The sequence below is a fragment of the Carnobacterium alterfunditum DSM 5972 genome (assembly GCF_000744115.1).
Taxonomy (GTDB): domain Bacteria; phylum Bacillota; class Bacilli; order Lactobacillales; family Carnobacteriaceae; genus Carnobacterium_B; species Carnobacterium_B alterfunditum.
Genome location: NZ_JQLG01000004.1, coordinates 84,423 through 99,553, shown reverse-complemented (window position 1 = coordinate 99,553; position 15,131 = coordinate 84,423). Strand labels below are relative to the sequence as shown.

The 15,131-nt window shown below is 38.4% G+C and carries 14 protein-coding genes; 11 read left to right on the top strand and 3 right to left on the bottom strand.

Features of this window, described 5'->3' with window-relative positions; translation table 11 throughout:
• Positions 1–177: 177 nt before the first annotated feature.
• Complete coding sequence (locus tag BR50_RS01080; RefSeq protein WP_034545297.1) at positions 178–1,587, bottom strand: ISLre2 family transposase; 1,410 nt, start codon at positions 1,585–1,587, stop codon at positions 178–180.
• 261 nt (positions 1,588–1,848) lie between these two features.
• On the bottom strand, positions 1,849–2,769 hold the full coding sequence (locus tag BR50_RS01075; RefSeq protein WP_034545295.1) for a helix-turn-helix domain-containing protein: 921 nt from the start codon (positions 2,767–2,769) through the stop codon (positions 1,849–1,851).
• A 224-nt stretch (positions 2,770–2,993) separates the two neighbouring features.
• Between BR50_RS01075 and BR50_RS01070 the strand changes: the two genes are divergently transcribed.
• From BR50_RS01070 to BR50_RS01060, 3 genes are all read left to right on the top strand, one after another.
• A complete protein-coding gene (locus BR50_RS01070; RefSeq protein WP_143298363.1) occupies positions 2,994–3,218 on the top strand; it encodes a hypothetical protein in 225 nt (74 codons plus the stop codon).
• A 279-nt stretch (positions 3,219–3,497) separates the two neighbouring features.
• Entirely contained in the window at positions 3,498–4,946 is a 1,449-nt protein-coding gene (locus BR50_RS01065; RefSeq protein ID WP_034545290.1) for a hypothetical protein, read from the top strand.
• A gap of 284 nt (positions 4,947–5,230) precedes the next feature.
• Entirely contained in the window at positions 5,231–5,776 is a 546-nt protein-coding gene (locus BR50_RS01060) for a sigma-70 family RNA polymerase sigma factor (protein ID WP_034545289.1), read from the top strand.
• Positions 5,777–5,838: 62 nt separating this feature from the next.
• Here the strand turns inward: BR50_RS01060 and BR50_RS01055 are convergent, their stop codons facing one another.
• Positions 5,839–6,771 (bottom strand): competence protein ComK, encoded by a 933-nt coding sequence (locus BR50_RS01055; RefSeq protein WP_034545287.1) that lies wholly within the window; start codon positions 6,769–6,771, stop codon positions 5,839–5,841.
• Positions 6,772–7,136: 365 nt separating this feature from the next.
• Between BR50_RS01055 and BR50_RS01050 the strand changes: the two genes are divergently transcribed.
• The 8 genes from BR50_RS01050 (at position 7,137) to BR50_RS01015 (ending at position 15,118) form a co-directional block, all read left to right on the top strand.
• A complete protein-coding gene (locus BR50_RS01050) occupies positions 7,137–8,018 on the top strand; it encodes a VOC family protein (protein ID WP_034545285.1) in 882 nt (293 codons plus the stop codon).
• 402 nt (positions 8,019–8,420) lie between these two features.
• Positions 8,421–9,329, top strand: a complete 909-nt coding sequence (locus tag BR50_RS01045; RefSeq protein WP_034545282.1) for a VOC family protein — start codon at positions 8,421–8,423, stop codon at positions 9,327–9,329.
• A 5-nt stretch (positions 9,330–9,334) separates the two neighbouring features.
• A complete protein-coding gene (locus tag BR50_RS01040) occupies positions 9,335–9,856 on the top strand; it encodes a dihydrofolate reductase family protein (RefSeq protein ID WP_034545279.1) in 522 nt (173 codons plus the stop codon).
• 546 nt (positions 9,857–10,402) lie between these two features.
• The gene (locus tag BR50_RS01035) at positions 10,403–11,386 is read left to right on the top strand and encodes a LacI family DNA-binding transcriptional regulator (RefSeq protein ID WP_034545277.1); all 984 of its coding nucleotides are present in this window, start codon (positions 10,403–10,405) and stop codon (positions 11,384–11,386) included.
• Complete coding sequence (gene rbsK, locus BR50_RS01030) at positions 11,379–12,284, top strand: ribokinase (RefSeq protein WP_034545275.1); 906 nt, start codon at positions 11,379–11,381, stop codon at positions 12,282–12,284. The genes BR50_RS01035 and rbsK overlap by 8 nt, the downstream gene beginning before the upstream one ends.
• The gene (gene rbsD / locus BR50_RS01025) at positions 12,259–12,657 is read left to right on the top strand and encodes a D-ribose pyranase (protein WP_034545273.1); all 399 of its coding nucleotides are present in this window, start codon (positions 12,259–12,261) and stop codon (positions 12,655–12,657) included. The genes rbsK and rbsD overlap by 26 nt, the downstream gene beginning before the upstream one ends.
• Before the next feature lie 12 nt (positions 12,658–12,669).
• Entirely contained in the window at positions 12,670–14,151 is a 1,482-nt protein-coding gene (locus tag BR50_RS01020) for a sugar ABC transporter ATP-binding protein (RefSeq protein ID WP_034545271.1), read from the top strand.
• 1 nt (position 14,152) lies between these two features.
• On the top strand, positions 14,153–15,118 hold the full coding sequence (locus tag BR50_RS01015) for an ABC transporter permease (protein ID WP_034545268.1): 966 nt from the start codon (positions 14,153–14,155) through the stop codon (positions 15,116–15,118).
• Positions 15,119–15,131: the final 13 nt, after the last annotated feature.

Sequence of the window (15,131 nt, the reverse complement as noted above, 5' to 3'; positions counted from 1 at the left end):
CTCAATTTTGGACTGTTAAAAGTCTGTGTCAAGTTTTTCTCGGTCGTCCTATTATCCTGCTAGTTTAGGCGTTCTACTTTTGTACACTCGTCTACTACCGCACGGCTCCGCCGTTTGCTGGCCCATCCGTTTGGAGAAGGTTCCTAAAACAAGGAACCTTCCCCAAACAGAAGGGAATTAACGAAAACTTTTTATGAGTTTCCCCATTGCTGATGAATGAGAAGCATACAACGGCATTGTCCCATCCTTTGCACCAACCGACTGACGTGTCTTCTGATGCAATAGCGACGATAAACGAACCGTTTGTTTCAGCTTGCGTTGTTGTCTCGTACTCCTATTTTGTTGGTGAAGATAGGCGTCACGTAACGTGTGATTTAAGATGCCTTGTTTTACCTTTACCATGGCTTCACAGCCTTCTTCGCTCCAATGCATCCCACGCTTTTTCATCCGAAAAGAAATATGCCGCTGATTCGACTCCATTGCGCCTAAACCTCTTGCGTCCTGCGGAACCTGTTCTACTTTTTCACGCCAATCGAAAATTCGATCCCAATTCCGTAATACGTATGTTCTAAAGGTAGTCAGTTTTTCCACTGCTGGTGTCTCGTCTAGTGTGCTTTCATAAGTATCCAACCAGATTGTTAACTCATTTAAATCATGTGTTTTTAAAGCTTGATTGACCTTCTGTTTAAAGAGGCTAGTCTGTGAACCAAACGCGCGATTTAAGCCTTGGAAGATGTGATAAGAGTCTAACTGATTGACTACAGGATAGTTCGACTGAGAAAAGGCTTCTTGAAATTTGTCTGCGGTATAGCCTTGTCCACCGTCACTATTGGTAATGACTTGAGCTTGTTGTAACGCATAATGACTCGCAGTAAAGGCTTGAACTTCTGCCCAAAAACCAGCCGTTTTTTTAGTCGTCATGATCGCTTTAGGCTCCTTTAAGGAGACTCTCTTTCCATTTTTCTCCCAGCCTTCGTAAAGTAGCGCATGACGAACTTCTAAGCTTTTTCTCTTTTCCGTCCCACGAACAAAAATGCCATCAGCCTCGGCGTAAAAATAGTCCACTTTTTTACCTTCTGGCAACTCGACGGCTTCGTCTAGTTCTACTACCATTTCTTCATCTTCACGTGCTTGTGCTCCTCCAACTCGTTTAAGAAGACTGCCGACTGTTTGGTGACTAATAGTGACTGCCGTCCATTCTTTCAATAATTCAGCGGTGTCCCGGTAGGTACACTTACTAGCTAGTTCTGCTACTTTCACTTCTACGAGTGGACTATGGCGTTGGTAGTTTCGAATGCCTAACCAGTCATCTAGCGGATAATGATTTTGACTCTCTTGATCGACCATTAAGGTACGGCGATAACGAACAGGACCAAAAATAAACTGAACGGTTTTCCAATCGTCTCGTTTCACTTTCCAGCCTTCGCCTTGTTTTTGTTCTTTGATCACTTGATTCATATGGGTGAAGATATCTCCTACTAATTCAGTGAATACTTCATACATATAGAGTTGTATAGACTCCTCTGTAGCGATTAAATCGCTCGATTCCTTTATTATTTCATATAATTTTGTTATAATTCTATCCATAAGAAGGCCTCTTTCATCTATGTATTTGCCGCTCAGCATACATTTATGATAGAACGCCTTCTTTCATTTTGCTAGTAAAAAATAAAATCATCTCGAGAACTATTTTACACATACCTGTTAAAAGGAAAGGTCGATCAAGAGCAACGTTGGATGAGACAAATATCATTTTTATCGTTACCACCGCAATTGCTAAAGCCAAAATCATTTAACGCCAAATAAACTGCCAAGAACATTTATCTTGACAGCTAATTCGATCTATTATTAATGAGTTAAAAGTTCACTTTGTATTTTATCGACAGGGTAGTTTGAATAAAGATTGAAAAAATTTTCAGGGTCTTTTTCAACTAGTTCTTTTAAGTTTTGTTTGTTTAAACTATCGAAAATACGGATAGCTTGGTCAATAAGTCCCGGTTCAGAGTCATCGCCGATTTTTTTCATACAAACTTCTTTGCGTACTAAGGCAGCTGCCAGCAAGACCGGATAATCCAAACGGGAACATTCGCTTTCCATTTGCTTGATGTAAAACAAGGCTTGTTCGTACTTTTGATCCATCATCAAGAGGTTGGTCAAGTGAAGCAAAAAGCTGGTTTTTAAAACAAGTGCTTCTTCGAGATGTGGGTATTGAACTAATGTTTCAAGTGCTCTTTCTGTGAATAAAGCAGCCGTTTCACTATCAAATAGATACAAGATACTATTGATAATGTGCAGTTCAGCTAGGTACCACTTATCCAATGCTTCCATCCGATCCCAAACTTTTTGCGCATATTCTTTTGCTGTAGCTAGATCTTGTCCTTCAAATAAAACCGCATATCCACGACAAGCATTTAGAATATCCAAGATCAATTGGTCGTAGCGCTCTTGCACTAATGTTTCGCCCTTTTCAATGATCTCATTAACTAATTCACGAGTTGGATTTTTCTCTAATTGTTTAAATAAATAAAGGATCATTTCTTTCTGTCCTAGTTCAAAATCATTTAAAAGATAGATGAATTCCTCATGGGACATATCCATATGATCTAAAATGGCAAGGTACTTTGAAAGCGTAGGGGTGATATCATCATTTTCGAATTTTGTATACGTTGAACGAGCCATCGTATGATCAGAAATTTCTTTTTGTGTATAGCCTTTATTTTCTCTAATTTTCTTTAGTGTGGAACCGATGGGTACATTTATGTCAGTCATTTGACTGCCTCCTTAAAAAAATTAGTCCAGTTATTATTGTAACTTTTGGTTATGAAGCCATGAATACTCGGTATACTAGTTAAGTAACGAACTCAAGTTGAGACTAAGCAACACATTTTATCTTAACGATGTTTGTACAAGCTGCACACCGAAAGTAGGGATTAAACATTACAACAGAAATGCAATTAACTAAACCAGAATATTTTCAACCAGAGTATATTTATGTGATCAAAGGAAGAAATCAGACGATTCGACTAGATGTAGAAAATGCGGATGTTTTAATCAATGCTGATGGTATGATAGATTGTCCAATCGATACAGTCTTGCGTAAAAATGAATATACTTTTAATGATCTAAATAGTTGGTCAGCTGAAGAGATCCAGTTTATTCTTATTAAGAATGATGATGAACAAATCCTTCGTACCGTTAAATTAAATGTGAACCTTTAAATGAATTCAAATAATTTTAGCACAAACTTTCTATAAAAAGATTAAAAATAAAAAAGAAAAAAATCGATTTTGTTTATTAATGAACAAATTGTGGCGAAACAAAAAAAGACCTTTGTTATTTACTTGAAAATATAAATTTATTGAATCAAGCTGAGACAATCGTCTTGGCTTTTTTTGTCTATTTGGTGTCAAAACCCTTAAATAGATTGATTAACTTTTTGTTTGCGCTAAACTAGCTAAGGGACCATTAGATAACATATAGAATGGAAGATACATAAAATGAAATCAAAAGGAATACACCTACTGCTGGCGATGAGTTTGATACTGCTTGCCAATTTCGACAGCCAATCTGTCTCAGCAACACCAAATGATGAGATAGAATCAAGTGTAGGATCAGAGAGTGCTGCATCAGATGAAATCAGAGAACTTGAAGAGAATGTGGAGCCTGTTCCAACGAATGAAATAACCGTTAGTGACAAGCTGATGATCGAGCCTAAAAAAGCACACGCTGGCGAGCAAATTGCCTTCAAATTGATGCTGCCAGAAGATCAAATTTTTGAAACAATTAGGTTAAGTTATTCTTCGAGCAACACAGAGGCAGAAACAACAGTTGTCTTGACCTATGATAGTGAAACAAAACGATATGAAGGCCGACTTGAAACAAATAAAGAAACAGATATCGGGATTTGGTCGATGACAAAGGCGGTTGGGGTCGAAGAGAATAATGTCTCGAGTATATTAGAAACGAGGGCCTTGATAACTGAAGAATCAGTACTAAAAAAAGGTGATTTTGAAGTGATCCCGCACCCTGCCGCCTTATTTGATCTCTCATCCATCAAAGTTGAACAAAATATGGTTAAAGTTGGTGAAAAGCTTCGATTTAGTTTGCATTCAGCTAAAGATGATTTATTGACAAATGTAACGGTTGCTTACCGCTTATTATCTCTCGATGGAGAGACAGCGGGCCAACAATTGACGCTCTCCTTAACGTTTAACGAAGAAACTAAAGCCTATGAAGGAAAGTTGCCTTCGATCGCAAACCAGTTAATAGGCGATTGGGTGATAGAGTATCTGAGTGCTGTTGATAGCAAAGGCGATTCATTTTCATTGTATAACCAGTTCGTAATCGAATTGGATCAAGCGAAAATGCAAAAACAACTAGCTGAATTAAACAATCAACTGCTAGAAGAACAGGCGGCAGAAGAATTAGAAGAGACAGACGATCAAAGTAAAATCGATCTATTAAAAGCAGAAATAAAACAACTGGAAACAAGAATAGAAGCAAAAGAAAAGATGCTACAAACGAATCTTTCGATAGGGAACTTCACTGTACAAGAAGTTATAGTAGAAGAAGATGCCGAAACGATAGATGAAGAAATAGATAAAGAGATGCCAAGCAAGAATGAAGCGGAAAGTGGCACATCAGAAGAAGAACCCCTTAGTTTGTTAGCAGAGTCGGATGCTATCGAGAGTAAAGAAACCGTATCAGCAGCAGTGGGAGTGGAGAACAGCTCACTTATTGATGAACAAAAAGCGGAAGATGTAAATAGCATGACAAGTGAAAAAACGTCAGCAATCGAAGAAGCTGCTCAAGCGGTAGACAGATCATCAGCTAATGAAGAAGCTGAAACTGACAAAAAAACTGAAGCAATCGGATTTATGAAAGGTTCATTATTTATTGTTCTTGCCGCATTTGTGATCATCAATGGATTCATATTTAAATTCTAGGGCGTTAGAGCTTCAGCGATTATGGTCTGTTTGAGGCTTGAAAGCTGGAAGACTTTCTTTTCAGGCTTCAAGCGTTACCATGGCTTATTATAAGCAAACTCATTAATTCCGTTAGAAATTTAATATACAGAACCACCAAATAGCATTAAATGACCCCAAAGTCTCTCATTAGTGAGGATTTGGCGGTTTTTTTGTCTAGTTTGGTTTATTGTCGATTATTCAATAACTGGTTATTCTGTAAGGGTACAAGGCCTTGTAACACCACTATGAAGGATTTGAGACAGATGATAAGAACATTGAGCGAAGACAAAGAAAAAGCCTTTTTTGAGCAACATTCAAAAATCGTCCATGGAGCATTGAAGAAATTAAACGTAAACTGGAAACATGCAGACTACGATGATTTTGTGCAACAAGGATTGTTAAAACTAGTAGAAGCTTATGAAACATTTCCAGAAGACCTAGAACAAGAAGAATTTTTGTATCAATTTACTGGTTTTGCGTACACAAAGGTCCGCTGGCATATACTTGATTTGTTAAGAAAACAGAAGCGGAAATGGGATCGTGAAATGCCTTGGCCAGAAGAACTAGAGTCCAATCAGCCAGACACGCAATTGCCATTCGAACAAGCTTATCAAGAGATGGATCTATTGAAAGAGATGCTGCCGCTTTTAACTAAAAATGAACAATCCTATTTATTAGATGCAGTGGTCAATCAGTTATCGGTTACCGAAATTGCTGAAAAGCAAGGAGTGAGCCGTAAAACGGTTTACCAATGGAAAAAAAGAGTATCCGAAAAATTAAACCATTTTTTGCTTATTTTAAAAAATTAAAAGAAACAGTCAACTAAAAAATAGGTCGCGCTCAGTTTTTAATTGAGCGCGACCTATTTGATTTATTCATTAAAAGAGGATGGTTTATTTTTCAAGGTCAGGGTAAAATCTCTTCTGATCTCGTCGATATAAGGATTCCCTACCCCAAAAACTGTTTCAAGTATCTCGTTTACGCGATAGTTTGACATGAAATTCAGAACTTTTTCTATTGAGTGGAATGTTGAAGTGAAAGTAGAAGCCTTTAGCCGTCTTTGGACAATATTTAGTTCTTCGGTAAAGTAAGGCGTACGGGTGTAGTGTAACAACCCAACTAGCTCGTCGATCACCATTTGCTGAAGAATGGAAAGATTGACCGAACGCTCTAATTGCTCATTAAAGCTGCGAGCGGAAACGTTCAGCTGCAATTCATGCCCTTCGCGAAAATAAACCTGGATATGGTTCGCTTTTTTATCTTCCACACTATCTAGGATATGATGGAGCCCATACCAACTTGTTGAACCGTTAGAGGAACCTTTTTCAGGTACAAATATTTCATAACCTGAAACAAAAGGGCAACGGTGATGATACCCTAGACTTTTCCCAATGTATTGAATGATTTGATAATTTAAGGGTCCTTTGTTGAAGTAACGGTTCATGATGGTACGAGAATCTTCTTTTGTCTTCAGCGGCAATGCACCTAATTGAAAAACAATCGTGTTAAAAGGTGTATCCTTTACATCACGGATATCTTTGATGTAAAAGGTTTTTGAATTTACCAGAATATGGGATTGTTCAAAACTAATCCCAAGCAGAGCAGAAATCGTTTTATCCGTGATCAATAAAGGGCTGATCGGTTTTCGAATAAGAGTCGTTTTATAATAGTAATTCGATTCATAAACTTCGCTTAAATGAGAAGGAAAATGGTTAATGTGTGATTTCTCATTAAATTGATAATAGCTCTTTCGCCAGTTATTGTAATAACCGTGCTGCTGATCACGTTCAAAATCTTCTTTCATACTTCTGTCTCCATTTCAAATGCCTATTTGTTAAAAAGATAACATGATAATATTGTAAACGTTATCATTTCATATAACACTCACTTTTTTATCTTTGACATTAAAATGTAATTGTTTTTTAATTAATTTCCTTTAATACCAATAATCATAAAAATAACAAATGGTTTTATTTTATTGAACAACAGATTGATTGAACGATACTTATCATTATTCTTTGGAACAATTTGAAAAGAGAAGGCCTTTTTTTAGTAGAAAATCAGATGTTAGTCAGCTCTCTAAAAGGATAGGCAAGATACTTTTCAATTAATTTTGTGTGGCGTATACTCAACTAAACAAGGGCAATAAGCGATAAGGAGGTACTATCCATGCAAAAAATTATTCCGCATTTCTGGTTCGATCAAGAAGCAATAAAAGCAGCCGAATTCTACTCGTCATTATTTGACATTCATTCGCTCAACACTCATGTGACTATTTATGATATTCCTTCAGGAGCAGCAGAAACCGTCAAATTTATATTAGCTGGCCAATCGTTTATGGCTATTTCTGCCGAATCTTCCTTTAAGTTTACACCAGCTGTTTCTTTTCAAGTCTTTTGCGATACTGCAAAGGAAGCAGAATATTTATGGAAAGAACTATCTGACGGAGGCAACATTTTGATGCCACTCGGTGCCAACGCATTTAGTGATAAATACGGTTGGACAGAAGATAAGTACGGTCTTTCTTGGCAAATTTTATATCTACCTAATCAATTCATTACGCAAAAAATTGTCCCGACCTTGCTCTTTTCCGATGAACAGTGCGGCAAAGCAAAAGAAGCAATGACGTTTTATACTTCGGTATTTTTCAATTCAACAATTGATGTCCTTCATTATTATGGTGAGGATGATGAACAGAATCAAGCTGGCACAGTTATGTATGGGTTGTTTGAGCTAGAAGGACTATTTTTTGTAGCGATGGATGGCGGGGCAGCACACGACTTTACATTTAACGAAGCTATTTCCTTTATGATCTATTGCGATACGCAAGAGGAAATCGACCACTATTGGGAAAAATTATCTACTGTACCTGAATCAGAACATTACGGCTGGTTAAAAGATAAATATGGCGTGTCTTGGCAAATTATTCCTACGATCATAAAAGATATGATGGCAACAAAAAATCCTGAGCAACTAAAGCGAGTAACAGAAGCCTTCCTTAAAATGAAAAAGCTTGATATTGCCGAATTGAAAAGAATCTATGAAGGGTAACTTAAAAAATAGTAGCTGGCAAGCTTGCAATGAGAAAAATCATCATGAATTTAGCAATGATTTAGTCTAACTGAAGCTCGTTGCCCTAACTCGAATTAAAAGCGTCTAATGAGTTACTCGAACAAAGGCTCGTTGCACTGACTCAAAGGGAAAGTGTCTAATGAGTTGCTCGAACTAGCGCTCGTTGCGGCTACTCAAATGGAAAATCAACCTTGAGTTACTCGAACTAAGGCTCGTTGCACTAACTCAAATGAAAAGCGTCTAATGAGTTACTCGAACTGAAGCTCGTTGCACCAACTCAAATGAAAAACGACTTTGAGTTACCCAAACTGAACCAATATGCTTCGACACTTATTTTTGTCAGTCGTACACTGAATTAGAAGAACTAAGGAGGGTATACACATGCAAAAAATTGTTACACATCTTTGGTATGATAAAGAAGCTCTTGAAGCTGCGGAATTTTATATAAAGTTATTTGATCATTCTTCTATCGACAGCGTAGTAACCCTTAATGACACCCCCTCTGATACGCCTTCTGGATCTGCAGAAAGTATCGTGTTCACTCTGGCAGGCCAAACTTTTATGTCCATTTCTGCTGGTCCAACTTTTAAGTTAAATCCATCTGTTTCGCTGCAAGTCATTTGTAACACTTTGGCAGAAGTAAATCATTTATGGAAACAACTATCCAAAAATGGTTCAATTCTCATGCCACTAGATACTTATCCATTTAGTGAGAAATATGGTTGGACAGAAGATAAGTATGGCCTTTCTTGGCAAATTATATATTTGCCAGATCAATTGATTTCGCAAAAAATTACGCCAACTATGTTATTTACAGGTGAACAGTATGGCAAAGCAGAAGAGGCGATAGAATTTTATACTTCGGTCTTTGCGAATGCCGCCATCGACGGGTTGAGTTATTACAGCGAGGATGATGAACAAGGTCAGGGTGGAAAAGTAATGCACGGAATGTTCAATTTAGAAGGTCAAAATTTTGTAGCGATGGATAGTGTCATTGATCATGGGTTTACGTTTACTGAAGCCATTTCATTTTTAGTGAATTGCGATACGCAAGAAGAAATTGATTACTTTTGGGAAAAATTATCTTTTGTACCAGAAGCTGAGCAATGTGGCTGGTTGAAAGATAAGTACGGATTTTCATGGCAAATTTCGCCTACGATCATGAATGACATGATGAATACGACAGACCGAGTACAATTGGATCGTGTGACACAAGCCTTTCTTCCAATGAAAAAAATTAATATCGCTGAATTGAAAAAAGCTTACGAAGGGCAGCTTGAAAAGGAGTAATTAAAATGAGAAAAATCATGATGAATTTAGCGATGAGTTTAGATGGATATATCGCCAATGAAGATGGCAGCTATGAATGGATCAAAGGGTACGAAGACAGTTCATTAGATACGGACAATCAGTACAATTATGAAACGTTGTTAGAAGATGTCGATATCGTGGTAATGGGAAAAAGGTGCTATGAACAAGATATGCATCTGGAATTCAAAACGAAGACCGTTTATGTAGCCACTCATTCGCCGATCGCTGATTACGATAACGTCAAATTTTACGGCAGTGATATTATTGATGTCATCAAAAGTGAACAGAAAAAAGCAGGGAAAGATATCTTGCTTTTTGGCGGTGGTCAGTTGATCAATACCTTTTTAAAAGCGGATTGTATTGATGAGTATATCATCGGATTGATCCCAATCATTCTAGGAGGCGGGCGGCCGCTGTTCTATGGTGGGCATCCGCCAATTGAGTTGAAGTTGGAAGAATATATTGTCGATAATGGGATCGTCATCCTAAGGTATGTGAACCGCTAAATTTAACATGGTTCGAGCAGCATCTGAAGTGTTCCTTCTTTAGATGCTGTTTTCTATTTTATCCTTCTTTATATTGGTTGATTGGTTCAACCACGTACTTGAAATTGCTGTCGGAATAGGGATTGCTTGTAGCCGTGTAAAGTATTCAATGCGAATTACAAGCCGTTAACGCTTCAGCGATTACGTGTTGTTTGAGGCTTGAAAGCCAAGAAGACCTAAAGGCTTCAGGCGGTACCATGGCTCTCCACAAGCAAACCCGTATATTCCAGAAGAAATTTCTATTAGAATACGAATACCAGTCATTAAATAACTATAATAACTGCAAAATTTAGTGCTGTACGACGACTCTCTACAAGTAGAATTCATTCATTCCAGAAGAAATTTCTCTTGAATCACCACTACCGCCATTACCAATAACAGTAACTAAATAACCTTTTTTAAATTAATTAAAAAAAGAACAAGAAAACGCTTGCATATAAAATTGAACCGTGTTAAGATTTGTATGTAATCGGTTCCACATTACTTTCAGAATGAGCGGGGGATGACATGACAACGATAAAAGAAGTAGCAAAATTAGCAGGTGTATCGGTAGCTACTGTATCGAGGGCGCTAAACAATAGCGGCTACGTCAGTGAAGCAGCTCGCAAAAAAGTAGAGGCAGCCGTCGAGGAATTGAATTTTTACCCTAATGAAGTGGCACGGTCGTTGTATCAAAAAAAATCAAAATTGATTGGGCTATTGTTGCCAGATATCGCGAATCCGTTTTTTCCTTTGATCGCTAAAGGAGTAGAAGACGGTGTGAACCAACGAGGGTACAGTTTACTGTTAGGCAATGTAGAAGATGATTTAGAAAAAGAGAAAGACTACTTAAAAATTTTCTTACAAAATAACATAGCTGGTGTGATCTCTGCTGTTCAGGGAGATGCCAAAGAAATAAAAAAAATGCCATTTGTTACGTTAGACCGTGTCGAAAGCGACCGAGATCTTGCGGTCCATTCCGATGATTACACTGGCGGGATGCTCGCTGCAGAAGTTATTGCAGATAGAGATCCAAAAGAGATCGTGATCATGGTGGGACCAAAAGACGTTCCAAGTTCAGCAATGCGATTAGCTGGTAACGAAAAGGTTTTAAAAGAACGCCATTTAGACTATCAATTGTTTCAAACACAGAGTTACAAATTTGAATTAGCCGAGCAAACAGCTCACCAATTTTTTGAAACGTTTCCTCAAGCTGATAGCGTCATCGCCTCAAATGATGTGTACGCAATCGCGTTGATGAAAGAAGCCACCAAAAGAGGGCAACGTATCCCAGAAGAGTTTCAAATTATTGGCTATGATGATATGCCGTTTAGCAGAATGATGTATCCAGGCTTATCGACGATTGCTCAACCAGCCTATGAAATGGGTTATAAGGGAGCAGAATTATTATGTGATATTCTTGAAAAAGGATTCGTTGAGAATGGCCGCATCCAATTACCTGTAACATTAAAAATTAGAGAATCAGTCAGAAAGAAGGATAAAGATGAGTAAAATAGCAGTGATCGGCAGTATTTCAACAGATTTCGTAGTGACTGCTGATAAAAGACCAAAAGTTGGAGAAACCATTACCGGTAACGGATTTAAGACAACCTTTGGCGGTAAAGGAGCGAACCAAGCGGTAGCAAGTGCTCGTTTAGGCGGAGACGTTTACATGGCTGGAACCGTTGGAACAGATTTGTTTGGGAAAGAATTGCTCAAAAACTTGACCGAAAATAATATCCATACGGATTATGTGGAACCCGTTACACAAGTGCCGTCAGGATCTGCTCATATCACCGTTGTTGATGGAGACAATGCCATCGTCTATATACCAGGAGCAAACAATGTGATAGGTAATGATCGAATGGCAAAACTAAGAGAATTGATCCAATCAAGCGACATCGTAGTGGTGCAAAATGAATTGCCGCAAGAAGTCGTGGAACAAATTATCGAAAGTTGTTTTGAACAGCAGGTCAAAGTCATCTATAACCCGGCTCCGGCTAGACAAGTGGACCAAGGTCTTTTAGCAAAAGCAACCTACTTTACACCAAATGAAAGTGAGTTCAAATTGTTGTTCCCGGATATGACCATTTCTGAAGGGTTAGCAAAATTTCCAAATCAATTGATTTTGACGATGGGATCAAAAGGTGTCTATTACCATGATGGAACAAGTGAAAAACAGGTTTCTTCTTACAAGGTCGACCCAGTAGATACAACCGGTGCCGGCGATACGTTTAACGGAGCTTTTGCAGTCGCTCTTACGGCTGGTCTGGATATGGAATCCAGTATTCGATTTGGCAATTTAGCCGCTTCGTTATCGATCCAAAAATTTGGCGCTCAAGGCGGAATGCCTACGCTAGCAGAAATGAAAGAGAGTGAAGAGTATGAAAAAACATGGAATATTGAATAGTGAGATCGCCAAAGTGTTAGCAGATTTAGGACATATGGACAAAATTGCAATCGGGGATGCGGGACTTCCGGTACCGGATGGTGTGAAAAAAATCGATTTAGCGTTGACTTTATCCGAACCGTCTTTCTTGTCCGTTTTAAAAGTCGTATTGAGTGACATGAAAGTCGAAAAAGTTGTCTTAGCGGAAGAAATCAAACAACAAAATGCCGTTCAGTTGGCAGCTGTTGAAGCAGCGTTGACTGAAGATGAAGTTGTAACGTACGTGAGTCACGAAGATTTTAAAAGTCAGCTGAAGGATGTTAAAGCTGTGATCCGAACAGGGGAGGCAACACCGTATTCCAACATCATATTGCAATCAGGTGTGCTATTTTAGGAGGTGTATCAAATGGAAGTGAAAATGACTGGTATTAGAAAAAGTTTTGGCAGCAACTCGGTCCTTAGAGGAGTCGATTTTGATATCCAAGCTGGAGAAGTTCATGCATTGATGGGTGAAAATGGCGCTGGAAAATCGACTTTAATGAATATCTTGACTGGGCTGCACAAAGAAGATGCCGGCGAGATCGTTATCAACGGCGAAAATAAGCGTTTTGACAATCCAAAAGAAGCAGAAGAAAATGGGGTAAGTTTTATTCATCAAGAAATGAATACTTGGCCAGAAATGACTGTGCTGGAAAATTTATTTATTGGAAAAGAACTTAAAAATAAAATGGGTTGGGTCAAGACCAAAGAAATGAGAACACTCGCTGAAGCAACTTTTGCTGATTTAGGTGTTCAGATCGAGTTAGATGAAGACGTTAAAAAACTTTCAGTAGGCCAACAACAAATGATCGAAATCGCCAAATCATTGATGACCAATGCTCAAGTGATCATCATGGATGAGCCGACAGCTGCTTTGACGGAAAGAGAAATCGAGATGCTGTTTAAGATCATCCACACATTGAAAACAAAAAATGTTGCTATTATTTATATCTCACATCGGATGGAAGAAATTTTTAAAATCAGTGATCGAATCACCGTCATGCGAGACGGCGTATCGATCGATACATCGCTGACAAAAGAAACCACGAATGATGATGTGGTGCGTAAAATGGTTGGACGTGACTTGGAAGATTATTATCCGAAGAAACACTCCAAAATCGGGGAAGTTGTATTCGAAACAAAAGGACTGACAAAAGAAAATCGCTTTGAAAATATTTCTTTCACTGTCAAAGCAGGTGAAATCGTTGGATTCTCAGGTTTGATGGGAGCAGGAAGAACAGAAATCATGCGCAGTCTATTCGGAATCGATGAGTTGGATCAAGGCGAAATTTACCTTGAAGGAGAAAAAATTACGATCAAGAATCCAAGTATGGCTATTGCAAAAGGGATCGGGTTCTTGACCGAAAATCGTAAAGAAGAAGGCTTGATCTTAGATTATTCGATTCGAGATAATATCAGCTTACCATCGATCGATGGCTTTAGTAAAAAAGGACTGATCGATACACATGCTGAATCCGATTTTGCCAAATTATTGATGGAACGGCTGCATGTCAAAGCTGAAGATCAATTTGACAGCGTATCGAGTTTGTCAGGTGGAAATCAACAAAAAGTCGTGTTAGCTAAATGGATCGGGATCGGTTCAAAAGTTTTGATCTTAGACGAACCGACACGAGGCGTTGATGTTGGAGCAAAACGAGAGATCTATCAACTGATGAATGAGTTAGCTGATAGAGGAGTGGCCATTATCATGGTATCTAGTGATTTACCAGAGATCTTAGGCGTCAGTGATCGCGTGATCGTGATCCACGAAGGTCATGTCGCAGGTGAACTCGCTAAAACAGAAGCAACAGAAGAAAAAATAATGAAACTCGCAACGGGAGGGTACTAAAATGATACAAACAGATACAGTAAAAACGAAAAAAAGAAACCCAAAAGATTATATGGGAAAACTTGGTCCATTGCTTGCGCTTGTCGTTCTAGTTATCTTAGTCACAGTCGTCAATCCAGGTTTTATCTCACCAAATAATCTATTGAATTTATTGAGACAAGTATCAACGAATGCATTGATCGCTTTCGGGATGACATTTGTCATCATCACCGGTGGGATCGATCTATCAGTCGGTTCAACGCTAGCTTTAAGCAGTGCTTTGATGGCTGGTGCAATCGCCTCTGGTTTGGATCCGATACTGGCTATGGTGTTAAGCTTATTTGCAGGAACAGCTTTTGGAGCAGTCAACGGCTTGTTGATCACTAAAGGCAAGATGGCACCATTTATTGCAACACTTGCAACGATGACGATTTATCGTGGATTGACATTGGTTTATACGAATGGAAATCCGATCACTGGGATCGGCGACAGCTTCATTTTCAAATTTGTCGGACGCGGATATTTATTCGGTATCCCATTCCCAGTTGTATTGATGATCATCAGTTTTATCTTATTGTATATCCTGTTACACAAAATGACTTTTGGTAGAAAAACATTTGCGATAGGAGGGAACGAAAAAGCAGCATTTATTGCAGGGATCAAGAACGACCGAATCAAAACAGGTATTTATGCTATATCTGGTTTAATGGCTTCTCTAGCGGGTATCATTATTACGTCTAGATTGGATTCTGCACAACCGACTGCTGGTACGTCTTATGAAATGGACGCCATTGCTTCTGTCGTATTAGGCGGAACGAGTTTATCAGGCGGACGCGGAAGATTAGTTGGGACTTTGATTGGTGCTTTGATCATTGGGACATTGAACAATGGTATGAACTTATTAGGTATTTCAAGTTTCTATCAACAAGTTGTTAAGGGTATTGTAATCATTATCGCTGTACTATTAGACAGAAAAAACAAAAAATAGGAGGAATTATAAT